This window comes from Arthrobacter sp. P1_D4 (genome assembly GCF_056406115.1).
In genome coordinates, this window is sequence record NZ_JBFUAU010000007.1 from 163,539 (window position 1) to 186,253 (window position 22,715).

The 22,715-nt window shown below is 60.7% G+C and carries 19 protein-coding genes; 14 read left to right on the forward strand and 5 right to left on the reverse strand.

The window, feature by feature from the left end; translation table 11 throughout:
• Positions 1-87 precede the first annotated feature (87 nt).
• From AC1D0A_RS08610 to AC1D0A_RS08630, 5 genes are all read left to right on the forward strand, one after another.
• The gene (locus AC1D0A_RS08610) at positions 88-1,293 is read left to right on the forward strand and encodes an FAD-dependent oxidoreductase (RefSeq protein ID WP_476945595.1); all 1,206 of its coding nucleotides are present in this window, start codon (positions 88-90) and stop codon (positions 1,291-1,293) included.
• 63 nt (positions 1,294-1,356) lie between these two features.
• Entirely contained in the window at positions 1,357-2,505 is a 1,149-nt protein-coding gene (locus tag AC1D0A_RS08615; RefSeq protein WP_476945596.1) for a CaiB/BaiF CoA transferase family protein, read from the forward strand.
• A 23-nt stretch (positions 2,506-2,528) separates the two neighbouring features.
• On the forward strand, positions 2,529-3,359 hold the full coding sequence (locus tag AC1D0A_RS08620; RefSeq protein WP_476945597.1) for an HpcH/HpaI aldolase/citrate lyase family protein: 831 nt from the start codon (positions 2,529-2,531) through the stop codon (positions 3,357-3,359).
• 86 nt (positions 3,360-3,445) lie between these two features.
• Entirely contained in the window at positions 3,446-4,243 is a 798-nt protein-coding gene (locus AC1D0A_RS08625) for an SDR family oxidoreductase (RefSeq protein ID WP_476869423.1), read from the forward strand.
• 31 nt (positions 4,244-4,274) lie between these two features.
• The gene (locus AC1D0A_RS08630; protein WP_476945598.1) at positions 4,275-5,003 is read left to right on the forward strand and encodes an alpha/beta fold hydrolase; all 729 of its coding nucleotides are present in this window, start codon (positions 4,275-4,277) and stop codon (positions 5,001-5,003) included.
• A 14-nt stretch (positions 5,004-5,017) separates the two neighbouring features.
• Here AC1D0A_RS08630 and AC1D0A_RS08635 read toward each other — a convergent pair whose 3' ends face one another.
• Positions 5,018-5,140: a hypothetical protein gene (locus tag AC1D0A_RS08635; RefSeq protein WP_476869425.1), complete on the reverse strand. Its 123-nt coding sequence runs from the start codon at positions 5,138-5,140 to the stop codon at positions 5,018-5,020.
• A gap of 106 nt (positions 5,141-5,246) precedes the next feature.
• Here AC1D0A_RS08635 and AC1D0A_RS08640 point away from each other — a divergent pair, with 106 nt between their 5' ends.
• The 6 genes from AC1D0A_RS08640 to AC1D0A_RS08665 all read left to right on the forward strand — a co-directional run bounded on the left by AC1D0A_RS08640 (position 5,247) and on the right by AC1D0A_RS08665 (position 11,549).
• The gene (locus AC1D0A_RS08640; RefSeq protein ID WP_476869426.1) at positions 5,247-6,161 is read left to right on the forward strand and encodes a dioxygenase family protein; all 915 of its coding nucleotides are present in this window, start codon (positions 5,247-5,249) and stop codon (positions 6,159-6,161) included.
• Positions 6,158-7,213: a maleylacetate reductase gene (locus AC1D0A_RS08645; protein WP_476945599.1), complete on the forward strand. Its 1,056-nt coding sequence runs from the start codon at positions 6,158-6,160 to the stop codon at positions 7,211-7,213. Before AC1D0A_RS08640 ends, AC1D0A_RS08645 begins: the two co-directional genes overlap by 4 nt.
• 453 nt (positions 7,214-7,666) lie before the next feature.
• Positions 7,667-7,858: a ferredoxin gene (locus AC1D0A_RS08650; RefSeq protein ID WP_476869418.1), complete on the forward strand. Its 192-nt coding sequence runs from the start codon at positions 7,667-7,669 to the stop codon at positions 7,856-7,858.
• Positions 7,859-7,904: 46 nt separating this feature from the next.
• The gene (locus tag AC1D0A_RS08655; protein WP_476945600.1) at positions 7,905-9,140 is read left to right on the forward strand and encodes an NAD(P)/FAD-dependent oxidoreductase; all 1,236 of its coding nucleotides are present in this window, start codon (positions 7,905-7,907) and stop codon (positions 9,138-9,140) included.
• Positions 9,141-9,717: 577 nt separating this feature from the next.
• On the forward strand, positions 9,718-11,052 hold the full coding sequence (locus AC1D0A_RS08660; RefSeq protein WP_476945601.1) for an MFS transporter: 1,335 nt from the start codon (positions 9,718-9,720) through the stop codon (positions 11,050-11,052).
• Between the two features lie 203 nt (positions 11,053-11,255).
• A complete protein-coding gene (locus AC1D0A_RS08665; RefSeq protein WP_476869430.1) occupies positions 11,256-11,549 on the forward strand; it encodes an antibiotic biosynthesis monooxygenase family protein in 294 nt (97 codons plus the stop codon).
• A gap of 543 nt (positions 11,550-12,092) precedes the next feature.
• On the opposite strand, the gene AC1D0A_RS08670 is transcribed toward AC1D0A_RS08665, so the two are convergent.
• Positions 12,093-14,507: an ATP-binding protein gene (locus AC1D0A_RS08670; RefSeq protein WP_476945602.1), complete on the reverse strand. Its 2,415-nt coding sequence runs from the start codon at positions 14,505-14,507 to the stop codon at positions 12,093-12,095.
• A gap of 475 nt (positions 14,508-14,982) precedes the next feature.
• Between AC1D0A_RS08670 and AC1D0A_RS08675 the strand changes: the two genes are divergently transcribed.
• The 3 genes from AC1D0A_RS08675 to AC1D0A_RS08685 all read left to right on the forward strand — a co-directional run bounded on the left by AC1D0A_RS08675 (position 14,983) and on the right by AC1D0A_RS08685 (position 18,054).
• A complete protein-coding gene (locus tag AC1D0A_RS08675; protein ID WP_476869432.1) occupies positions 14,983-16,173 on the forward strand; it encodes an acyl-CoA dehydrogenase family protein in 1,191 nt (396 codons plus the stop codon).
• A gap of 12 nt (positions 16,174-16,185) precedes the next feature.
• Complete coding sequence (locus AC1D0A_RS08680; RefSeq protein ID WP_476945603.1) at positions 16,186-16,692, forward strand: flavin reductase family protein; 507 nt, start codon at positions 16,186-16,188, stop codon at positions 16,690-16,692.
• A 420-nt stretch (positions 16,693-17,112) separates the two neighbouring features.
• Positions 17,113-18,054, forward strand: a complete 942-nt coding sequence (locus AC1D0A_RS08685; protein WP_476945604.1) for an NAD(P)H-binding protein — start codon at positions 17,113-17,115, stop codon at positions 18,052-18,054.
• Between the two features lie 1,930 nt (positions 18,055-19,984).
• On the opposite strand, the gene AC1D0A_RS08690 is transcribed toward AC1D0A_RS08685, so the two are convergent.
• From AC1D0A_RS08690 to AC1D0A_RS08700, 3 genes are all read right to left on the reverse strand, one after another.
• Entirely contained in the window at positions 19,985-20,950 is a 966-nt protein-coding gene (locus AC1D0A_RS08690; RefSeq protein WP_476945605.1) for an SDR family NAD(P)-dependent oxidoreductase, read from the reverse strand.
• A gap of 2 nt (positions 20,951-20,952) precedes the next feature.
• Positions 20,953-21,096 carry a hypothetical protein gene (locus AC1D0A_RS08695; RefSeq protein WP_476945606.1) on the reverse strand — a complete coding sequence of 48 codons (144 nt, stop codon included), beginning with the start codon at positions 21,094-21,096 and terminating at the stop codon, positions 20,953-20,955.
• A gap of 407 nt (positions 21,097-21,503) precedes the next feature.
• Positions 21,504-22,715 (reverse strand): serine hydrolase domain-containing protein, encoded by a 1,212-nt coding sequence (locus AC1D0A_RS08700; RefSeq protein ID WP_476945607.1) that lies wholly within the window; start codon positions 22,713-22,715, stop codon positions 21,504-21,506.

Genomic DNA, 22,715 nt, shown 5'->3' on the forward strand with positions numbered 1-22,715 from the left:
GTATTTGATGTATGACTCGATCTGGGTGACGGTTGATGTGAGGGCGGCCACGCTCAACTTTCTAAGCACGTCCACAACGGAGGCAACATGACATACCAGCAGCAGGTGATCGTGGCCGGAGCCGGTCCTACGGGTCTGCTCAATGCGCTGGGCCTGGCACAGCAGGGACTCGACGTCACCGTCGTCGAACGCGCATCGGAGCCACAGGACGCCCCCCGGGCCATCCTCTACCACTGGTCCACTCTGGACGGGCTTGAACGGCTCGGCCTTTTCGAAGACGCTACCCAAGCCGGTTTCCTCAAGCAGGACTATGCCCATTACGTCCGGGACACGGGAGAAACCATCAGCTACGGCCTGCAGGCGCTGGAGGGCCGCGTCACTCACCCCTATAACCTCCACCTGGGCCAGGATGCGTTGGCCAAGATCATCTTGCGCCACCTCGAGCAGTTCCCGAATGTGCGAGTGCTCTGGGGACACAAGGTCACCGGGGTCACGCAGGACCGCGAAGTGGTCACCGTCACCGCGGAACACGAGGGAAATCCCGTGAAGTTGCGCGCTCCGTGGCTTATCGCAGCCGATGGTGCAAGCTCCGCTGTCAGGAACGCCCTGGATCTTCCGTTCGAGGGATTCACGTGGCCCGAGCGGTTCGTTGCCGCCAACATCCGGTTCCCTGACGACCGTAGGGGCTGGGCCCAGACCACGTTCTATGTCGACGACGTCTTCGGGGCGATCATCGTAAAAATCGACAACTCGGGTCCGCACGGCCTGTGGCGCTACACATACATGGAAGACGCCGTCCTGCCCGAAGAAGGGGTCGTCGAACGGCTCCCGCGCTTCCTGGAGCAGATCTTCGGCCCCGAGGTGGCCGCGGGCACGACCCTGGACGCCATTGCCCCCTACCGCATGCATCAGCGCAGCGCTCCCACGTACCGCGTCGGCCGAGTCCTGCTGGCCGGCGACGCCGCTCACGCCACGAATCCCACGGGCGGCTTCGGACTGACCATGGGTCTGTTCGACTCCTATGTTCTCAACGAGGCCCTGGGCGCCGTGATCTCCGGGCAGGCGGACGATTCCGTCCTCGATGCGTACGCGGATTTGCGCCGCACCGCCTTCATAACAAAAGCCAGTCCCCGCGCCACGGCCAACAAACAGTTGATCTTTCACTCGTCGGATCCGGTCCGCAGGGACAAGGACCTGGAGGTGTTCCGGCGCATGAGCGCCGATCCTGAGCTCGCCGCGGAGGTCCTCTACTTCACTAAAACGCTGGAGACGCCCTCGCTGATGCGGGTCTAAGACTTTCTTCCAGCATCACCGAAACAGCCAGCCATCCGGCATCATCACGTCAGGAGTCTTTACATGCTTCCTCTGAGCGGCATCACCGTCGTCTCGCTCGAACAAGCAGTCGCCGCGCCGTTCGCAACGCGCCAACTTGCCGATCTGGGCGCTCGGGTCATCAAGATCGAGCGGCCCGGTCCGGGCGACTTTGCCCGCGGATACGACGAAACCGTCAAGGGCATGGCAAGCCACTTTGTCTGGTTGAACCGGTCTAAAGAATCGGTGGCACTGGATTTGAAGAGCCCGGAGGGCAATCATGCCGTTCACGAGTTGGTGCGCAGCGCGGATGTGTTCGTGCAGAACCTGGCTCCCGGTGCGGCAGTGCGTCTTGGGCTCGGCGCTGAAGCTCTGCGTGGCGAGCGTCCTGAGCTGATTCACGTCTCGATCTCCGGTTATGGCGCCGACGGCCCGTATTCATCGAAGAAGGCCTACGACCTGCTTGTGCAGTGCGAAGCCGGCCTGGTCTCCATCACCGGCACCGACGCAACCCCCTCCAAGGTCGGTATTTCGATTGCGGATATTGCCTCTGGCATGTACGCATACTCAGGCATCCTCACTGCCCTGATCCAACGCCAGCAGACCGGGGAGGGAGCCACCATCGAGTTATCCATGCTCGAGGCGCTGGGGGAGTGGATGGGCTTCCCGATGAACTATGCCGTGTACGGTGGGGCCGCGCCGAAACGCACAGGCGCCTCGCACGCTGCCATCGCCCCCTACGGTCCCTTCACTTGCGGCGACTCGAAGCAGGTCTTCTTAGGCATCCAAAACGAACGTGAGTGGGCTACTTTCTGCGATCGGGTCCTCGGCCGTCGAGAAGTGGCCGAGGACGAACGCTTCGTCCGCAATTCCCTGCGTGTTGAGCACTCCATGGACCTTACCTCGGTGATCGAGCAGGCCCTTGCCCGGCACACTGCAGATGAGGTCGTGGACTTGCTCGAGGACGCCGGCATCGCGAACGCCTTGCTACGCGACATGCAGGGGTTTGCGGACCACCCCCAGCTGGCGGCACGCAACAGATGGCGGGAATATGATTCACCAGCCGGACCCTTGCGGGCACTGATTCCGCCGGCGACCTTCGTGGGGCAGGAACCGGTAATGAACCGTGTCCCCGACGTGGGAGAGGACACTGAGCGGGTTTTGACCGAGTTCGGGGTGCTGGAAACCACATGAGACCGCTAAGCATTCAGGATCCTGTGGCCACACTCCAAAGCGCTCGTTCGTTTCTCTTCGTTCCGGGAGACCGGCCCGAGAGGTTCTCGAAGGCCGTGGCCTCCGGGACCGATGTGGTCGTCCTCGACCTGGAAGACGCTGTCAGCGCAGAGAACAAAGACGCGGCACTGCAAGCGGTCACTGCCTGGCTGTCAGGAACGGGTCATGCTCTGGTACGGATCGGACGGGACGAGGACCTCGAGGCTTTGACGGGGCTTCCCGGTCTTCTCGGAGTGATGGTCCCGAAGGCCGAGAACCCAGATGCTCTGTTAAGGATTTCCGAGGCGGTGGAGCGGCCCGTGATCGCGCTGATCGAATCGGCTTCCGGCGTCCTGGCGGCCAATTCTTTGGCAAGTGTCCCCGGAGTGGCCCGGTTGGCGTTTGGAGAGCTCGACCTGGCTGCGGACATCGCGGCCCAGCCGAACCAGCGCGCAATGCTGATGGCTCGATCGCTGTTGGTCCTTGCCTCCCGCTCGCAGGGCCTCCCCGGTCCGCTGGACGGCGTGACCTCAAAACTCGACGACGACTCTTTGCTAAACGATGACCTGCACGCCGCTCTCGAGTTGGGGATGTCCGGGAAGCTGCTCATACATCCGCGTCAGGTCGCCGTGACACACAGCGCTTTCCGTCCCAGCGATGACGAGATCACGTGGGCACGGCGCGTCGTGGAGTCCACCAAGGGGGGAGAAGCTGTGGTCAAAGTCGACGGGCAAATGGTCGATGCCCCCGTGCTGCTTCGTGCACAAGCCATTCTCGCGCGCCGGCCTGAATGCGTAAGCACGATCCCGACAAGCAGCTCTGCCGGCGCACCGTGACCTGCCGTTAACGGCATGCATGCAATCAAAAACCTCGACGGTAGATCGAGAAAAAACGCCGTGAAGTTCACGGCCAAGGAGGACAGATGAGTAGGCACGTGAACGAGCGACCGGTCGCCGTGATCACCGGCGGTGGGGGTGGTCTTGGCAACGACATCGCGGATCATCTCGCGGATGACGGATTCGACCTTGCACTGCTTGATGTCTCCAAGGCGGCACTGGAAACCGCAGTGGACCGGCTTGGTGCCAGGTTCCCCGGTCTCAAGGTCCTTACCATAGCTGGGAACCTGTCCGACGAATCCATCGTCAACAAAGCATTCAATCGTATCGAAGACGAGTTCGGGCGAATCGATGCGCTCGTCAGCGCAGCTGGAGGCAGCGGCACCGCAATAGTGCGCGATCTATCCGAACTCAGCGGGGAAATCTGGCGCTCCGTGGTGGAAAGCAACCTGACCAGCACGTTCCTGTGCGCCCAGCACGCCGTTCCGATCATGTTGAAGCGCGGCTATGGGCGCATCGTAAACTTCTCTTCCCTCGTCGCCGACGGCCTCGATGGCCCTTCCGGAACCGTGGGGGCCCGTCTGGCTTACGCTGCCTCCAAGGGAGGCATCGTCAGCCTCACCAAGCAGCTCGGCAAGGACCTCGGCAGTACCGGAATCACCGTCAACGCCATCGCCCCGGGCCTCGTCCTCCCGACCACGGGCCGGGTTCGCGACTCGTTCGAATCCATGGGTGAGGAAGACAGAGCCGCCACCGCCGCCGCCATCCCCGTGGGCAGACCCGGAACCGGACACGAGATTGCCGCAGCCGTTGCCTACCTCGTCTCCGAGGCGGCCGCATTCACCTCCGGCACGGTGCTGCACGTCGACGGCGCCGCATCCTGACCACCACCCACCAATCGAAACGAGAATCCCCGTGACACACCCCCAGCTAGTTATGCTTCCGGCCCTGGGTGCCGATTCCCGCCTGTGGCAGCCGGTCATTGACGAACTCGGCGCCGAGTTCGACTGCACGGTCATTCGCGGTGAAGGGAAGACAATTGAGGCAATGGCAGACCATGTTCTGTCCAAAGCACCCAAGGAATTCATCCTCGTCGGGATCTCGATGGGCGGGTACCTCTCCCTTGAAATCGCACTGCGGAACACCGGTAGAGTGAAGGCGCTGGCGTTGTTCAACACCTCGGCCGTCGCCGCGCCTGAGGACCGCCGACAAAACTCGATCGACCTAATCTCCCTCGTCGAATCCGGCGCCTTCCAGAGGGCAATCGATCGCACGACTCCGGTCGTATCACGGGGCATTCCCGAGATCCAGCGCCTCGCGGCAGCGATGACCAAAGAACTCGGCCCGCGGGTGTTCGTCGACCAGCAGCGCGCCGTCCTTGGCCGTTCGGACCGACGTGCGGAACTGAACACCATCACATGCCCCACCCTCGTAGTGGGCAGCAACGAGGACACCATCACCCCGCCGAACCTGAGCGAAGACCTGGCACACCGGCTCCCTAATGCGCGGCTTGTCCTTATCAAGGGCAGTGGGCACTTCACCCCGCTGGAACAGCCGGCCGAGGCCGCGGCTGCGCTGGCTGATTTCATTCGCGCTCTAACAGAAGATGCAGCTCAGAATGATCAAAAGATTGCGATCACATGAGTTTTCGTCACTGGTCAGGCCTGGTACTGGGCGGCCAGCACAACACCGGAGAACATCCGGGACGGCTGCGGCACCGCCTGGCGGATCCCGATCCAGAAGGGCCGGTCGCCGCTGATCGACCCCGGGTTACCCGTCATCCAAGCGTTTGCGGGGGACGCTGGGGCGGCCCGCCTTTTCCCAGCTCCGGCCTTCCACCCCGGATCCTGACGCACCTACAAAAGCCGACCTAAGGAAACGTCCACCATGACCACAGACCTGGGGCCTGAATCGCTCACCGCCGCTGTCGTCGGCAGCTTCAAAAACACGCCCGACCAACGGCTGAAAGCCGTGCTGGAAAGCCTCACCCACCACCTTCACGAGTTCGTCCGCGAAGTGGCCCCGAGCATACAGGAGTGGGAAGCAGCTATCGACTTCCTCACCGCCACCGGGCAGAAGTGCGACGACGTACGGCAGGAATTCATCCTGCTCTCCGATGTGCTCGGAGTCTCGATGCTGGTCGAGACGATCAACGACGAAGAAACCCCGGACGCAACAGATTCAACAGTCCTCGGCCCCTTTCACATGGTTCAGTCACCGGAACGGGTCCTGGGCGAAAACATCTCTGCCGAGAGCGAGGGCGACGTGTGCGTCGTCCGAGGAAGCATCACTTCGGTCACCGGGGAACCAGTGCCCGGCGCCAGGATCGATGTCTGGCAGGCCAACACCAAAGGCTTCTACGACGTCCAACAGCCCGGCATCCAAACCATCGGCAACGGGCGGGGTCTGTTCACAGCCGACGAACACGGCGAGTTCTACTTCCGCAGCGTCATCCCCAGCTACTACCCGATCCCAACCGACGGACCCGTGGGCGACCTTTTGCGCGCCACCGAGAGGCGCCCCTACCGCCCTGCCCACATCCACTTCATCGTCGCCGCACCCGACTACATGAAATTGACCACGCACATCTTCGTCGGCGGCAGCGAATACATCGACTCGGACGCAGTGTTTGCGGTAAAGGAAAGCCTCATCAAGCCCTTCACCACCAACGCGGATCCCGAAGCGGCCGCGGCCCTCGGAGTGGCGGCGCCCTTCGTCGAAGGCGTCATCGACATCGTCCTGCACCCCGAAGCCCGTCCCCACGAAGATAGCAATGAGACCGTCAAGGAGATCGTCCGATGAAGGACTTCCAGTACCAGGCCCTGCCGATGCGCGTCACCTTCGGAACCGGCTCGCTCAAGTCACTGCCCGACGAAGTCCGCCGCCTCGGCCTGCGGCGTGTACTGGTCCTCTCCACCTCCTTCCAGGAGGACCTGGCCCGGGAAGTCTCAGATCAGCTCGGGGAGCTCAGCGCCGGCGTGCACCCCGAAGCCCAGATGCACGTTCCGGTCGAATCTGCCCACCGCGCACGCGATGTCGCCAAGGCCGCCGGGGCCGACGGGTACGTCGCTGTGGGCGGCGGCTCCACGACCGGACTGGGCAAGGCCATCGCACTGGAGTTCGGGGCCCCCATCATCGCGGTACCCACCACCTACGCCGGTTCCGAAATGACTCCCATCTGGGGCCTCACCGCCGAGGGAGAGAAAAAGACCGGCCGCGATCCCAAGGTGCTGCCCACAAGCGTCATCTACGACCCCGAACTGACCCTGACCCTGCCCGTGGGCATGTCCGTCACCAGCGGATTCAACGCCATCGCCCACGCCGTCGAGGCGCTGTATGCGCCCGACGGATCCCCCATCATCTCCCTCATGGCAGAGGAAGGCACCCGCGCCCTGGTCAAGGCGCTGCCGAAGATCGCAGAGAACCCGGCCGACATTGAGGCCCGCTCGGACGCCCTCTACGGGGCCTGGCTCTGCGGAGCCACCCTGGGAGCCACAACCATGTCCCTCCACCACAAGCTCTGCCACACCCTCGGCGGAACCTTCAACCTGCCGCACGCCGAAACGCATACCGTCGTTCTGCCCTACGCACTGGCGTACAACTCCGCACACGCGCCGGAGGCCATCGCCGCGCTGCAACGCGCCACAGGAGCGCAGGAACCCGCCAGCTACCTTCGCCAGCTGAGCCTGGACCTCGGAGCGCCAGCGTCCCTGCGCGAACTCGGGCTCACCGACATCGACGTTGAGACGGTCGTCGAACAGGCCACCCGCAACCCCTACGCTAACCCGCGCGCGGTCACCGGCGACGGCATCCGCGCCCTCCTCACCGCCGCGCTCAACGGCGAAACCGTCTAACAACCGATCCGAGAGCCGCCCGAACGGGAAAGGGCCAGCTGGGGGTCCTCGGCCCTCGGCAGCAGAGCCGCCGGGATGGGGCACACGTGACATCGGGCTCCGATACCGGGGTGGTCCGACAGGTGCTCAGGAGCCCGACCCGCAGTTCGTCTCACGAGGACGTCGCCTGCCGCCTCCGGGCGACGGGACTCAGCATGGCCGTTGTTCCACGCGAGTCGGCCCCCGCGAACTCTCAAGCACTGTCACCCCCTCATGCTCACCGGACAGGTCCGCGAGAGTACAAGGAACCGCGAACAGCCATACATAAAATAGATGGGAAGGGCGCAATATTGGTATTTGTGAAATGTCTCATATGGTCGCAAGGTGGAGAGGAAACACCGACATGGTCGTCGCATTCCTTCTCAGAAGTAAGGGCTGCTCGGCCTGATAATCCAGACGAAGGGCGACTTTCCCATGATCAAACTCAACGTGGACCTGCAACGTTGCGATGCCAACGGCACCTGCGCTGCTTTGATGCCCGACGTGTTCCGGATCGACCAGGACGGCACGCTCGAACAGCTGCGTTCCGAGGTCGAGGATGAGCGCGAGGACGACCTCGAAGAAGTCATCCTCTGCTGCCCGATGGGAGCGATCTCGCGATCATGACGAACACCCACTCTCAACTCTCAGAATCCAGTTAGGAAGTACGGCTATGCCCCAGACCGCTACCGACGTTGTCATCATAGGTGGATCCACGGCAGCACTGCGTGCTGCCGAAACCGTTACTCGGCAGGCCCCGGAACTGGACGTCACCATCATCAGTGAGGAGGCTCACCTGCCCTATGAGCTGCCGCCGTTGTCAAAGATTCCCTTGAAGGATCACGTCGATATCGAGTCTCTCGTCTACCCGGTCGCTCGTGAACTGCGAGAGAAGGGCGTCCATTACCGTCTCGGGGAGCGTGCCACGGCCATCGATCCGGCGCGCCGGGTCGTCACCACTGATACCGGCCAGGTCAGGTACCGGGCCGCTATCATCACGACCGGTTGCGAACCGATCGTGCCTCCGATGTTCCGAGGCCAGCAGGACGTGTACGTATTGCGCCGGTTCGACGACTCGGTGGCGCTGCGCCAAGCCGTCGAAGATCGTCAGCGCTCCGTGGCCATCGTCGGCGCCGGCTTCATCGGTGGCGAATTCGCTTCGACGTTGATCAGCGACGGTCGCAAGGTCTCGCTAATCGACCTGTCTGTGCACCCCTTGATCCGTTTCGGTGAAGAGGTCTCCGGCGTTTACGAAGAGCTCCACCGTTACAAGGGAGTCGCAACGTTTTTCGGCGTGGGAGCGACTGGGACGATCGAGCGAGATGGCAGCCGATTCTTGCAGCTCAGCGACGGCCGCGAGGTCGCAGCCGATGTGATTGTCGTGGGAGTCGGGGTGCGGCCAGCCGTGTCCTGGCTGGGTTCCTCGGGAATCCCGCTGGATAACGGCATCGTCGCCGATGAGTATCTCCATACCGTTGAGGGCGTGTTCGCTGCGGGCGACGCCGTCTGCTGGCCCAACGCCCGATTCAACGTCACCATGCGTATCGAGCACTGGACCACCGCCGCGGAGCAGGGGCGTGGAGCCGGACTGAATGCCGTGAAGTACCTCAAGGATGAGCCGCTCGTTCCCTTCGTGAACGTGCCCTTCTTCTGGTCGGATCAGCACGGTCAAAGAGTCCAGTGGGCCGGTCATCAGCTGGGAGGGGAGCATGTGGTATTCAACCGGAACGAGGGCGGCGAGCTATTTCTCTTCCGCAAGGGTGATCTCGTCACCGGTGTCCTGGCCTTCGAACGGCGCCAGGAGTTTGTGCAATTGCGCGCGAAGCTCCGCCAACCCCTCGCATGGGACGTCGCCCTCGGTATTGCTTCGGGATTCGAGTCCACGGCCCGAGAGGTGCCAGTGCCGTGACTGTCCAAACACGCCGCTATGTTTCCTGCCCTTGCGGCTCCCTCCTGGAAGGCGCCGATGATGACGAGCTCGTCAGCTCGGTACGTACACACCTGAGCGAAGTACATCCAGGATTGGACTACGACCGGGACCAAATCTTACTCATGGCCTACTGACCGCCGGGAGACGGACTCGAGGAACGCTCGCGCCGCGATGCCGGTCCGCCCGTACATCGGCTTCTGAGGAAGGCGGAGCGGTAGCGACCCGGAAGGTTGTTTCACGAGTCCGCGGAGTGTGGGATCCGGCATCTAACAAAAAGCGCGGTCCATCACGTTCCGAGCCATAGTGGGGCCCAAAGCCAGAATGGGCGTCGAGCGATGTCTGTCACAGCGACCTCGTCCTGGCCTTCAAACGAATCTCCTTCTGGAACCTGCAGACATAACTGCCTCATCCAGTGGGACCAAAGGCGCGTCGGTAAGTGGCTGAAGAGCGCTAATCCGATATCGAAGCGATCCATGAGTTTTTTCAATGAAAGTTCGAAACCAATAAGACGTCGCATCATCCCAGCGATACAGCGACATCAAATTCAGGAGTCTTAATGTCAGTCAACACGCCCACCAGCGCCCGAATGAAATCGGTACTCTTTTCGAGTTTTATGGGAAGCGCAATCGAATTCTACGATTTCCTGCTCTACGGCCTGGCCGCCAGCGTGGTGTTTGCCCCTCTCTACTTCGCAAACCTGTCTCCGGCAATGGGGATGATCGCATCCTTCGCGACGTTGGCCGTTGGATATCTGGCCAGGCCGCTGGGCGGACTGATCTTCGGCCCGTTCGGAGACCGCCTCGGACGAAAGAAGATGCTCGTCCTGACGATGCTCATGATGGGTGGTGCGAGCTTCTGCATCGGGCTGATCCCGACCCAGGCGGCCATAGGTCAGCTGGCACCCCTGCTGCTGATCGTCCTGCGCGTGATCCAGGGTATAGCCGTCGGTGGCGAGTGGGGCGGAGCAGCACTGATGGCTATGGAGCATTCAACGCGGGAACGCCGAGGCTTTTCCGCCAGTTTCGCCAACATGGGTGGCCCCGCGGGTGCCGCCTTGGCAACTGCCGTGTTCAGCCTGTGCAGCATGATGCCCGACGAAGCGTTCATGAGCTGGGGCTGGCGGGTGCCGTTCCTCCTCAGCGCAGCCCTTGTCGCCATTGGGCTGTTCGTTCGCCTCAAGGTCGCCGAATCACCGGTCTTCCTTGAAGCTCAGCGACAGGCAGCCTCGTCTCACGCGCGTCGGCGAAACCCGATCCTCGAGGTGGTCACCAAGTATCCGCGCGCCGTCATCATCGCTTGCCTGGCAACAATCATGGCCTTCGCCGTCCAGTCCCTGCTGGCCACCTTTGCCGTGCCGTACGCCGTCGCTTCAGGCCACAGCCGCTCCGAAGTCCTATGGATCAGCCTCGCGACCCAGGTGATCCATGTATTCACGATCCCGATGTTCGCAGCCCTCTCTGACAGGATCGGCCGTCGCAAGGTCATGGTGGCCGGCGTGATCGGCATGACCCTCATGATTCACCCCATCTGGCTAATGGTCGCCTCAGATAACCTCCTGCTGCTCTTCCTGGCATTCCTGATTGGCAACCCCGTGCTCCAAGCTATGGTTTACGGGCCCACCGCCGCATACATCTCTGAAATGTTCGGCGCCGAATCCCGCTACACCGGTGCCTCCTTGGCCTACCAATTGTCCTCGACTCTGGGCGGCGGTCTCGTCCCTCTCGCGGCCACCGCCCTGCTGGCAGCCCGCGGCGGAAACGACCCGGTATACGTCTCCGCCTTGGTCATGGCCATCGGACTGGTCAGCCTCCTCGCACTGTTCGCGCCTGCTCGTGGCTACAAGGACAAGACGCAAGAAGGGGCCAAGGCCGCGGTATCCGTGGAGTCGTGACAGGGCAGAGCGTCCCCCGCTGAAACTACGCCGGGGACGCTCTGCCAACAATTTAGACGCCTAAGACTCCACTGCCGAGACACGGTCAGGGGAGTGTGGCGGCGAGGGCAGCCGTTGCGTCGAGGTTCGGGGAAATGGGCCCTAAATGCGGGCCGGATCTGCACACGCCTGCTGGCAGATGCCTGAGTTGATGAGAGGATCTGATGATCTACGAACATGCTGACCTCCGGATAAATCCAGAAACCGAAACCGGGTTCCTCGTGGACTTTGCGGCTGTCAGGCGTTTGTTGCTCGAGGCAGAAGGATGCCTTTCCGTTGAGCTGTTGGTAAGTGTCGACACTCCAGCCGCGTATCTGCTTCGGGTGGGTTGGGAAAGAATTGAAGACCATACAGACACTTTTCCTGGCACCCTCCAAGCCAACGAACTGGGCAGAGTGCTGATGGCGCACTGCGCAACTCGACCGAACGTCATCCATTACAACGGTCAGGAAGTATAGTCACGGGAGTCGAATCCCTTGGTGGGCCATGAACCAGCCTAGATGATCGGGCTCGTCCCACACATCCATTTTTTGAATGCTCAATATTGCACCGCACTAATGCCATCCCGATCCGATGAGGGCATGGGGCAGCGCCCGGCATATCGAGAACGTATGGTAACGAGCGATAATTCGTATTTGTGTGATAGTTCGAAAGAGCTCAAGCTAAACCTAGTCTCGTTTGGAGAAGCTCCGGACGCAGTTTTAGTCCTGTGTTACCTGTTCCTTACCGAGGACGGGTCCCGGCTACGCTGCGAGACAAAACAATCCGCCCCGCTCAATGAGGAGTACCAAATGGGCAAGATCGGCATCTATCTCGAAAGAATCCTGCACCTGCGGCGAGTTCCGCCGAACAGCCCATATCCGCCCTCGCCACACTTTCACCCGTATGGGGCGTCTCTGCACCTGATGGCGTACCCATGGGTGGGATTGCACATCGAGGAAAGTGGTTAGCCTGGCCTGAGGACTGCAACAGTCGGGCGATGCCCAGCAGGGCAGGATTGTTTACCCCGCCCTAATCCGGCCGACGACCCAGGACGCGATTTGGGTGCGTGAGGTGAAGCCCAGCTTGGCCAACATCCGCTCGATGTGTCGACCGATTGTCCTGTGCGAGAGCACTAGCTCGGCGGCGATTTCCCTATTGCTCCGCCCTTGGGCAACGAGGGCCGCAACCTGCTCTTCCCGTTCGGTAAGTTGCGGGCCCCCGTGCTGGCTGTAAGGATCCACAAGCACCGATTTGACTGTACAGTGGGCTGCAGAATTTTTGTGACCCGCGGAGCCTTCTGCCTGCGGTGCTACATACGCGGCGCGCGCCGAGTTCAACGCGACCTCCACGGCCTGATCCATTGATAGCGCGGGCCGGCCGTCGAGGATGGACAGGTACCGGGCTTCCCCGAGTTCGTTCCGTACCTGGGCCGCAGTCTGCTCGAAGTCGGTTTCAAGAGGACCAAATGCAGAAATTGTGGTGCCAATTCCTTTCCATACCGACTGTGCCGCGTGAAAAAGAATTGCCGCTGATTCATAGCGCCCGTTCGAGGCAGCGGTCCATGACATCTGCTCGATGGTCAGTGCAATGCAGAGCCCGTCATGGAAGTCGCCTTGAATTTCCAGCGCGGCGATCTGGGAGTAGCGGGCCTCATCGAGTTGGCCCAGGTGCCACTGGCAGAGGCCCATGACTGCGTGCCCGTAAGCCTGGCTCCACCGCTCGCCTCGTTTGCCGCTTTCAGCCAGGACCTCCCGGCACGTTGCGAGGGCGTCCTCTATCCGGCCGGCGTACATTTGCGCCCAGGCCAAAAGGAAAAGCGCGGTAAGTTCTGATGCACTATCCCCTTCCCGGTGATGGACGGCAGCAGCGTTACGAAAGAGATCAATGGCGTGCTCAAGTCGTCCCCCGAAGACTTCTCTGAGAGCTTCCCAATGATCAACATGAGCAGCCAGCACCTGATGGTCCAGGTCACGAGCGATAACGCGGCACTCCCCAAGATATTGTTGCGCCGCTTCACCGTCCCCCTGAAGCAGGGATACCCAGGCGGCTACCCACAGCGCAGCCCCACGTTCCGGTGTGCAGTGCGTGTCCAGGCTCAGCATTCGGTCGAGCCATCGGCGGCCATCGCTGAGGTTGCCGCCGGCGATCCAGTGGTACCTGAGCAGAGCCGCAAGATTCATCCCTGCTAGTTCCTCTCCCGGCGTGGTCGCTGACCATTCCAGCGCTGAGAGGATATTCGTATGATCGCGCCTGGCCGCGGCGAGGCGGGTTGCCTGGTCCGGCCCGCACCAGAGCGCTACCGTTTCAGACGCCTTGCCGAGGTAGTGGTCGCGCTGGCGACGACGCAAGTCAGAAGATTCTCCGATGCTTTCAAGCAGGTTTGCACCGTACTCCCGGAAGGTCATCAGCTGGCGGTACCGTCTGCGCTGATCGCCAGCAACGGGTCCGTCAATGACGATTTCTGCAACGACCAGGGACTTCGCGACGAGATGATCCAACAGGTCAAGAACATCCCGTTTGTTGAGCTGGCCGAAACCGCAAACCTCCTCCACGGCCTCGACATCGAAGCCGGCCGGAAAGACTGCAAGCCTGGCCCACAACAGCTGCTCGTCCCGCGTGCAGAGTTCATAGCTCCAATCGATGAGCGCCCTCAGCGTTTGCTGCCGAGGAATCGCTGCCCGGCTTCCGCCCGTGAGGATATCGAAACGCCGGTCCAACCGTTCCACAAGCTGAACAACCGATAAGGAGCGCAGCCGCGCGGCAGCAAGTTCGATTGCGAGCGGGATTCCGTCGAGCATTTGGCATAGCCGGGCTACGGCGAGCCGGTTGCCGTCAGTGATTTCAAACCCGGCGTCCACACTTTGGGCCCGATCCACCAGCAACCGAACAGATTCAAAGGCCTCAATCGCACCCGCATGCCCGTTTGACACAACGGGGGCACTGAGGGGCGGTACTTGGTAAACCTGCTCGCCAAAGATCCTCAAGGGTTCCCTGCTCGTTGCAATGACACGCAATTCTGGTGCGAAGTCCAAAAGCATGACTGCCAGGGCTGATACTGCATCCAGAAGATGTTCGCAGTTGTCGAGGACCAGAAGCAGCTGTCGCTCCTGGACGTAGTCCGAAATCCTCTCCGTTGGAGAGCGGCTTGACTGGTCGGGGAGTCGGAGGGCGGCGGCGATCTGGGAACCGACCAAGGCGCTGTCATCCAGAGCCGCGAGTTCAACGGTCCACACTCCGTCGCGAAAGGCCTTCCGTGTCCGTGAGGACAGCTCCGCAGCGAGGCGGGTCTTGCCGACGCCGCCGGGACCGGCAAGGGTTAGGAGGCGGGAGCGTGACATCAGCTCGCGCGCATCGGCAAGTTCTCGCCGTCGTCCAATAAAGCTCGTCAGGTTATGGCCCCCTGTGGATCGAAAAACTACTGCTTCGGTGCCCATAACCCTCCTGTGATGCAGAAAACAATACACGTAGCGGGTTGGGTCATCTGACCCGTTTTAGATCCGGTCCAGGGGACCAGACTGGGTGCAGTCAGAACGATACTTTGAAGCAAGCGGAAGGCCAGGCGCGATGAGGCGCAGAGTAGCAGCGACAACCACGTGCCGGCGTGGCGCCGGCGGGACCCGTGCGGACAATTGCCCCGCAGCCCGCATTTCTGATTCGGGCCAAGGTTGCAGCGATTCCTTTGCTGTTTCGGATCACTGGACCGCGAAGGATCTCTTGCCAGACTGCCCTGATGCACAAGCCAGCGGATCATCTGCGATCTTCCCCGCTGAGGACAGCAATTCTTAACACCAGCCCAGGCTTCTTTGGCATATCTGCCCTTCACCTAAAGGAGGACAGGTCGAAATTGTGTTTCGCCGCCAAGATTTTTGGGGTCCATCCATCAACACATCCCACTACGAAAGAGGCACCATGACAGCGACGTCGCTCGCCGAATTGTCAGATATCAATGTTCCGAATGCTGGGTTGGTGGCTCGTGCCACTGATTTGGTGCCGTTGATCCGGGAGTTCGCCGGGCAGGGTTCTGAAGCCCGGCGCGTGGCTCCGGAGGTGGTGTCGGCCTTGGAAGGTGCAGGGCTGTTCCGGATGCTGGTTCCTAAGCGATACGGCGGTATGGGTGCTTCGTTGCGTACTGCTGTGGAGGTAACGAAGGAAATTTCCCGCGGGGATGGTTCCACCGGGTGGGTTACGACGCTGATGATGGTCGGGACCGGTTTCGCCTCGACCTTTTCCCGGCAGGCCCAGGAGGATGTGTTCGGGAGCAATCCGTTGGCGAAGGTGGCCGGCACGTTCAGCCCGGGCAGCAAGAGTGAGCGGGTTGAAGGGGGCTATCTGATCAGTGGCAGGTGGCCGTATTCCTCCGGTTCCTTTGCTGCTGATTGGGCAACGCTTGGTGTCCTGCTTGACGGTGATGACCCGATGGCGCTGGCCCTCGTCCCGGCTGAGGCGTGGAGCATCGAGCCGACTTGGTTCGTCGCCGGGATGAAGGGCACCGGCAGCGACACGATCGTGGTCGAAAATCATTTTGTGCCCGAGCATCGCGTACAACGCCTCAGCAACATGCTGAGCTCAAATTTCCTCACCCCGTTCAAAGACGACCGCATGGCCAACGTTGCCTTCAATGCCGTCGCAGCCGCAATCCTCATTGCCCCGCAGATCGGCCTGGCCCGGCATGCGCTGGAAATCACCTTGGCGAAGCTGCCCGGCAAACCGGTCGCTTACACCATGTACGACAACGCCAAGAATTCACCCACCCACCAGCTCGCCGTGGCTAAGGCAGCCACGAACCTGCACATCTCAGAACTGCTGTTGAACCGGATGTGCCTGGACATCGACACGGCAGCCGACGCCGGCCAGCAGCTTGACCTGCCCACCCGGGCCCGGATCCGCAACGACACCGGCATCATCGCTGAACTGATCGGGCATGCCATCGATGCGCTGATGACCGCCAACGGTGCCGGCTCGTTCGCCGAGGCCAACGTGCTGAACCAGATCTGGCGCGACTCCGAAATCGCCGCCCGGCACGCCTTCGTCACCCCAGAAATCGGCAAAGAAGCCTACGGCCGGGTCCTGATGGGCCTAGAGCCAACCATCAACCTCTAAGGCAGGGCCAAAATGTCCACCCCCACGATCCCCCCAACACCGGCTGAGGACCCGGCACGAACTTACCGGCACGTCCTCGGACATGTCCCAACCAGCGTCGCGGTCGTCACCGCCGGCACCAGGTCCGGGCCTGTCGGAATGACCGTAGGCTCCTTCACTTCGGTCTCGCTGGAACCGCCCCTGGTGGCCTTCTTCGTTGACAAGGCCTCCAAAACATGGCCCCGCCTCTATGAAGCCAGCCACTTTGGCGTCAACATCCTCGGCCAGGACCAAACGGCGCTCTGCAAAGCATTCTCCCGCCGCTCCGAAGACCGCTTCGATGAAGTCGACTGGACCCCCTCGGACCGCGGAGTCCCATTACTGAACGACGCCATCGTCACCCTTGAATGCACCCGCTACAAAATCGATCTCATCGGCGACCACTACCAAGTCGTCGGACGCGTCGAATCCCTTGAACTACGCGCCACCAACCCACCCCTGATCTTCCTCCAAGGCAACTTCCTCAACCTCACGGTTTAGCGGCATGGACGGCGCCGGGAGGATACCTCCGCACGAATATGAAACAACGGGCCGGGCAAAGGCGCGGCCAGCAAGCCAATCGGCTCTAGCACGGGGAATCCAAATGAACATGCTAGTTGGATCTGACAAGCCGCGAAGCCGGAGAAAGCATCGCCCAGAAACGGCATCACCAAATCGATGGTGGACGATTTCACCGCTTTCATCCACCACGTATCAACGGATGTGACCCTGACCGAACCACAAGGGCACCAGCCCAGCGACGCGCTGTCGACCCCGAGGTCTAGCCCGAAACGCTGGCCACTCTGTCCGACACGTATGCGGGAGAAACCTTCTGGGACCCGCTCGGCTGACACCGAGTTCACTTGCAAGACGGTTCCCGCCAAAGAGGCCGGGAACAAACACCAGAAAGGAGGCCCCGAATTGGGCCGTATCATCATCAGTGGGGCATCAGGGGATCTTGGCCGCAGAGTCACAAAAATACTTCTTGCGGCTGACCCGGACATCGAATTAACACTTGTATCGCGCACACCAGAAAAGCTCTACAAGCACAAAACACATGGCATCCGCGTGATGCGCGGCGACTACCAGGAACCCGACTCCCTCAACGCTGCTTACACTGGCGGGGAAGTCCTCTTCCTCATCAGCGGCCTTAATCTTGGCCACCGAGTATCCGAAACGCGAAACGCAATCGCCGCAGCCAAACATGCTGGGATCCGCCACATCGTGTACACCTCGGTCGGGGGCATACACCCCAACAACCCCGCTCTTTCAGCCAGGGATCACTACCAGAGTGAACTGGATCTCAGGGCTTCCGGCTTGGACTACACATTCCTCCGTAACGCGCTCTACTCCGAGATCATCAGCAACGTCCTAGTTGCTCCCGCCACATCCAGCGGTGACATCTCACAGGCAACAGCCAAAGGGCGCTTGGCACCGGCGGCTAAAGCCGACGTCGCCCGCAGCGCTGCCACGGTCCTGCTTGAGTCCGCGAAGCATGTTGGTGCCGTCTATGAAATCACCGGACCTGAACTGTTGACCTTTGAAGAAATCGCGTACATCGGCTCGGAGGTGCATGACACTCCCATCAAGTACGTACCAATATCAGCTGATGAGCGCCTCGCCTTTTTTGACTCCATTGGTATTCCAAGGACGTACGACCCAAGCATGCCGCCAAGCGCCGATGGGCACATGTGGGCAAGCGATGAGTTGGTCACTGCCGAAGTCGCAATAGCTGAGGGTTACCAGACGGTCCTCTCCGGCCACGTGAAGCTGATAACAGGGCGTGATCCCGAATGTCTCCGGTCCGTGATGGAAAGCGTCAAGTCCGTTCGCTATGACCAGATCCCAGCAGAGGTTTCATAAGGACCATCAATAGGGACCTTGTGCGGAACGACGGCCTCGCTCCAAGCAAATTAGGGGCGAAGCCGTCTCCGTGCTCGTAACCAGGCTTGGGTTCGATCGAGCACTTTAGATATTTCGGCGCGCAGCTGGACTGTCAGGAGCCCAACCACAACATTCCATTGTGATGTGCTGTATACCGCTGTGAGATTCCACGCTATTTGAACCTGTTCCGATTTACATGAACAATCGTCCCGTTCTAGTTGAACCAGCGACTGATTCTGTGTGGTCGGAGGCTACTTGGCGGTTTGAACACTAGTTGGCGAAATGGGACTAGACGTTTGGCGAAGACCGGTTTAGTTGGCGGTACGGACGCTCGGGCTTAGTAGCAAGACTCGCAACTAAGCCCGAGTTTCTACGGGACTTTTCCCTGCCTTGCCCCCTCTTTAGTTGCCTTCACGGTCGAAGCCTGATGGCAGCGTTTGCGGGGGAGCGAATGCAGTTCGAGTCCCACCTCGGGCACAACATTCCCCCTCGTCAGAGGGGGTTTTTGCTTTAACGTGTGTACATTGACCCTGCTCGGGTCCCTCTGACGCTTGTCGCGGCCTGAAGCCTGGCTGCCGCGTGGCCTATGAAGTTGTGTGGGTGGCGGGTCAAGTGCCCTGGCTGTGAGCCCTCTGCCTGCTGGGATCTGGGGTCATTCGGGGCTCCTCTCTGGCTTGTTCTGGCGGCCGTGGTTGGTCTTGTACCAATTCATGCCTGGGGGTTGTGGGGGTGACATGACCTGAGGGAGATTTCTTCCAAATTTTCGCCTCGACTAACCCTTCGGCTACCTGCCTGACGCCAAGCTGGTGTGTATCTAACCCTGACAGGGCGTGCTGCATATGTGCGGCATGAGTAATCGGTTATATCGAACTCCTAAAAGGCCTCATGGTCCTCGGTGGACGAAGGGAATCATCGTGGTGAGCAGCCTTCTTACGCTTAGATCGTGGAAATGCAGCGCCGGTTTTACTGTGGTCGTTTCCGGAGGAGAAGCACCGCCAGGTCGCGAACTACGGCTTCGATGGAAGCCCTACGGCTTGCATGCTTCGCGCCGGCGGGCTTTTCGTGGCGTGCTGGTACCGGTGTTTGTTCGCCGGTTGGCTGAGGAATCCGGCCTACATCGGTATGGATGGGGTAGTAAAAGATGAGGTCGGTGCTCCGTCGACGGAATAGGATCTCGGGTGGCAGCGTGGGCTCCAAATGTTCTGGGCCGTCGTGGCAGTGTTGGACCGCACACGGGTACATCACGCCCAAGAGGGCCACGCTGTATTCCTGGGCACGATAGTGCTGCGCCGGCCAGTGGGTCGTGGCGACGTAGCTTGCGCCACTGCGCAATGCTCCCTTCCTGGCAAAGGCCCTCATTGTGTTCCTTTCTGACATCACGATTGTTCAGCTGTCCCTGACCGTGGGTTGACATGGCGAGTGGAGCGAACAGGCTTTGGGAAATCTCTTCGGATGCCTTGGAGTTCCAATGCCGGCGGGCTCGTCCTCATTTTTCACCCGTTTGGCCCCGTCACCTCGCAGCTCCGGCGTCCGTGCCAAGACGGCGCTGCTGGCGGCATGGTTCCTCATACGGTCCGCCAGCACTTTGCTCTGGAACGTCAGAGTTCTTTGAGAACCGTTGCCAGGCGCGCGTGCCCTACCTCAATCCTTTCTGGGGTTTGCGATTCGCAGCAAAGTCGAAGTGCATTGCCGAAACTTCCGGAAACCGAGAAGGCGCGACCCGGGATGAAGGCTACGCCTTGGCACCTGCAACCTCGAACGGTTTTGAAGTGTCAATCGCGTTGTTGAAGGTGACCCATAGGAAGAAGCTGCCCTCTGGACTGGTCCACGTGGCTAGTGCGGTCGGCCCAGGGAATGTTAATGGCGGAGACTCAAGGCGTTGACATGTCATCCTCTTTTCTTGTGGCGGCTATTGCGCTGTGTATCCGCCGTCTAGGGGCAACGAGGTGCCGGTGATGTAGGAGGCTTCATCCGAGGCCAGATATGCCACGGCTCCGGCCACGTCGCTTGGAAGTGCAAGCCGTTTAAGGGGGATTTGGTCAACAACCCTTGCTTCGGCCGCTGCTGGATCTGCATGCGTTTCCAGCCACTCGTCGTACAGCGGTGTCTTTGTCATGCCTGGGGCAACGGCGTTTACTCGGATGTTGTAGGGGGATAGGTCCACGGCTGCAGCCTTCGTCAGCGCCAGCATTGCTCCCTTGCTGGCGCTGTAAATCCCCATGGTGGGCACTCCGATTGAGGCCAAACGTGAAGTGATGTTGATGATCGATCCGCCAGTGTCCTGCATGGTTCGGGCGGCCGCTTGCAGAAGGCGGATGGCAGCGAAAGTGTTGACTTCGAAGACTTCTCGGATCTCCTTGTCGGGAACTAACAGAAGGTCTCCCGTGTGATCGACCGCGGCGTTGTTGACCAGCACGTCGAGTCGACCAAAGCGTGAAACTGCTGCGGAGGTGAGGGCATTGCCTGATTCTTCGTCTTTGATGTCCGTGGAATAGAAGTGCAGATGGGAACCGAGTGCCGCTTCAAGTCGTTGCCCTCGCTCGATTGACCGCCCGGTTGCTAGCACCTGGGCACCTTCGGCTACCAGTCTGCGGGCGATTGTTTCCCCGATACCGGAAGTAGCGCCTGTGACCAACGCGACTTTGCCCGCGAGACGGGCGTTGGAAGTTGATTGCGATAGCACTTTGAGTCCTCTCGTAGGCACATTTCTTGCGTGCCAGATGTCTTCGCCTCCGCTTTCCAAACATTCCCTATCGTTTGGTGCTCTACCGGGGTACAGGTTTTGATTCCTTAGATGCGAGGGCCGCAGTTGACTGCTACGAGTACGCGCGCACTGTCGACTGTGTTTGGAGTGGGCAGGCTGGTCCCTACTCACCGTCAGGAGGAGGCCGTGTTTGTATCGCTGCGGGCAATTTCCAGTGCCTGGTCGGCCAGTGTCAGGTGTTCGGGAGGAATGGCCGCCACCAGGGCGCCGAAGTTGTCTGCGTTGCGCCCGTCCTCGGGGACAAAGACGTGTACCACTTTGGTTTCGTCTACCTGCTGCCCAGGTTTCGCTGGAACCCGAGGCCACGTCCGGTGAGAATGACCACTCCTTTATTACACGGTGCCGATAAGGGCCCATATGTCGGGGAAAGGGGGAGGACCGCTAGGAGTGTCAGGTTGCGTCTGAGCCTTTGTGGTTCGTTGTCAGGAGAAGGAATCGAACCCTGAAGTACAGGGGCAGGCAACCAGCAGAGTGGGAAACCGGGATTTGCAGCAGTCGGTTTGGCTCTGTGATGGGCAGCGGAAGGCCGGCAATTGGGTGCACAACCACCGGGCGGCGGTTTGCTTCGGCGTCAGATTCGGATTACCCGTGGAGGTGATTTTTTTCCTTTGACCTTTATTTAGTGGGGATTGCTGAGGACCTGCGCTCCGAGGGGTCGCCTCAATCAGCTGGTGTATTCCAGGATGCTGATCAATTGCCTGAAGCCGGCGGCGTGTGCCCGGCTGAGTTCGAGTGCAACCGGTTGCGGATAAGAGGAGAACTTCGCTATTACCGTGTCGCTGACGGGGTCAATCCAAATGAATTGGCCGTGGATGCCTGCAGCGTAGACCGTGCCTCGGCTATCTCCGGGGACCCACCATTGGTTCCGGTAGGAGCCGTTGGGGTGGACTTGCTGGTAGGCGGTTCCTCTGGCCAGTTGTGGGTCTCCGCCCCGCATCGTGTCGTTGATCCACCATGATGGGACGACCTGTTGCCCGTTGGCTTTCCCCTCGTCCAGCATGAGCTGTCCGATTTTGGCCAAGTCTCGTGCGGTGCAAGCGATTCCTCCGTTCGCAAATGCGAAACCACCGGAATCGGTGGTAATCAGTGCATCATCGAGTGTCCCAAGCTGGGACCACAGTTCGTCGGAGACGACTTCGGCGTATCGCTTTCCGCTGACGTTCTCGATGATCCATGCCAGCACGTCTGTACCGGCTGAGCAGTACTGGAATGATCGGCCGTGTTCTCCGGCAGCTTTGAGGAGCGTGAGGAATTCGTAAGTGTCCTCTGGGTCTGTTTCGAGCTTGGGGCGCCAGCCGGCGATCCTATCCTGCTGCTGGACTTCAGCGGCCGCATCCAGGTAGTTCTCGCTGTAGCGGACTGCGGCGGTCATGTCGAGTACTTGGCGGACCGTCGCGTTCCCGTAGGCGCTTCCCTTCAGCGGCGGGACGTAGTGGTGGACAGGCTGTTGCGGGTCTATGAGTCCCCGGCCCACCAAAATACCCATGGTAAGCGCGCAGACGGATTTGGAAACAGACATCAGGACGTGTCGGTCGTGCGGCTGGAAAGAGCCAAAATAGCGTTCCAGGACCAGTTTCCCGTGTTGAAGTACGACGATGGCATCTGTGTGCGTGGATTCCAGGAACTCCTCAACGCTGTGCCGCCTCTCCGCGTGTTCCGGTGTGGCTGACTCACTTCCAGTGGAGGGCCCGGATGCTCTGCCTCGACGGATCGTTGCGGTAGTGATGAGCTCACTGATGTGAACGAAGCCCCAGCGATTGAATGGGCTTTCCTGCCAGTTTTCCAGGGTGACGTGCTCATTGAAGTCCTGGCCGGCATAGCGGTCAACCTTGCCGGGGCTGGTCAGAAGGGAACCATTTGCTGTTGTCTCTAGCAT

Bases quoted from the DNA above. Each gene is read 5' to 3' on its own strand.
- AC1D0A_RS08610 (WP_476945595.1), top strand. From the start codon at position 88: ATGACATACCAGCAGCAGGTGATCGTGGCCGGAGCCGGTCCTACGGGT.
- AC1D0A_RS08615 (WP_476945596.1), top strand. From the start codon at position 1,357: ATGCTTCCTCTGAGCGGCATCACCGTCGTCTCGCTCGAACAAGCAGTC.
- AC1D0A_RS08625 (WP_476869423.1), top strand. From the start codon at position 3,446: ATGAGTAGGCACGTGAACGAGCGACCGGTCGCCGTGATCACCGGCGGT.
- AC1D0A_RS08635 (WP_476869425.1), bottom strand. From the start codon at position 5,140: ATGACGGGTAACCCGGGGTCGATCAGCGGCGACCGGCCCTTCTGGATC.
- AC1D0A_RS08640 (WP_476869426.1), top strand. From the start codon at position 5,247: ATGACCACAGACCTGGGGCCTGAATCGCTCACCGCCGCTGTCGTCGGC.
- AC1D0A_RS08645 (WP_476945599.1), top strand. From the start codon at position 6,158: ATGAAGGACTTCCAGTACCAGGCCCTGCCGATGCGCGTCACCTTCGGA.
- AC1D0A_RS08650 (WP_476869418.1), top strand. From the start codon at position 7,667: ATGATCAAACTCAACGTGGACCTGCAACGTTGCGATGCCAACGGCACC.
- AC1D0A_RS08655 (WP_476945600.1), top strand. From the start codon at position 7,905: ATGCCCCAGACCGCTACCGACGTTGTCATCATAGGTGGATCCACGGCA.
- AC1D0A_RS08660 (WP_476945601.1), top strand. From the start codon at position 9,718: ATGTCAGTCAACACGCCCACCAGCGCCCGAATGAAATCGGTACTCTTT.
- AC1D0A_RS08665 (WP_476869430.1), top strand. From the start codon at position 11,256: ATGATCTACGAACATGCTGACCTCCGGATAAATCCAGAAACCGAAACC.
- AC1D0A_RS08670 (WP_476945602.1), bottom strand. From the start codon at position 14,507: ATGGGCACCGAAGCAGTAGTTTTTCGATCCACAGGGGGCCATAACCTG.
- AC1D0A_RS08675 (WP_476869432.1), top strand. From the start codon at position 14,983: ATGACAGCGACGTCGCTCGCCGAATTGTCAGATATCAATGTTCCGAAT.
- AC1D0A_RS08680 (WP_476945603.1), top strand. From the start codon at position 16,186: ATGTCCACCCCCACGATCCCCCCAACACCGGCTGAGGACCCGGCACGA.
- AC1D0A_RS08700 (WP_476945607.1), bottom strand. From the start codon at position 22,715: ATGCTAGAGACAACAGCAAATGGTTCCCTTCTGACCAGCCCCGGCAAG.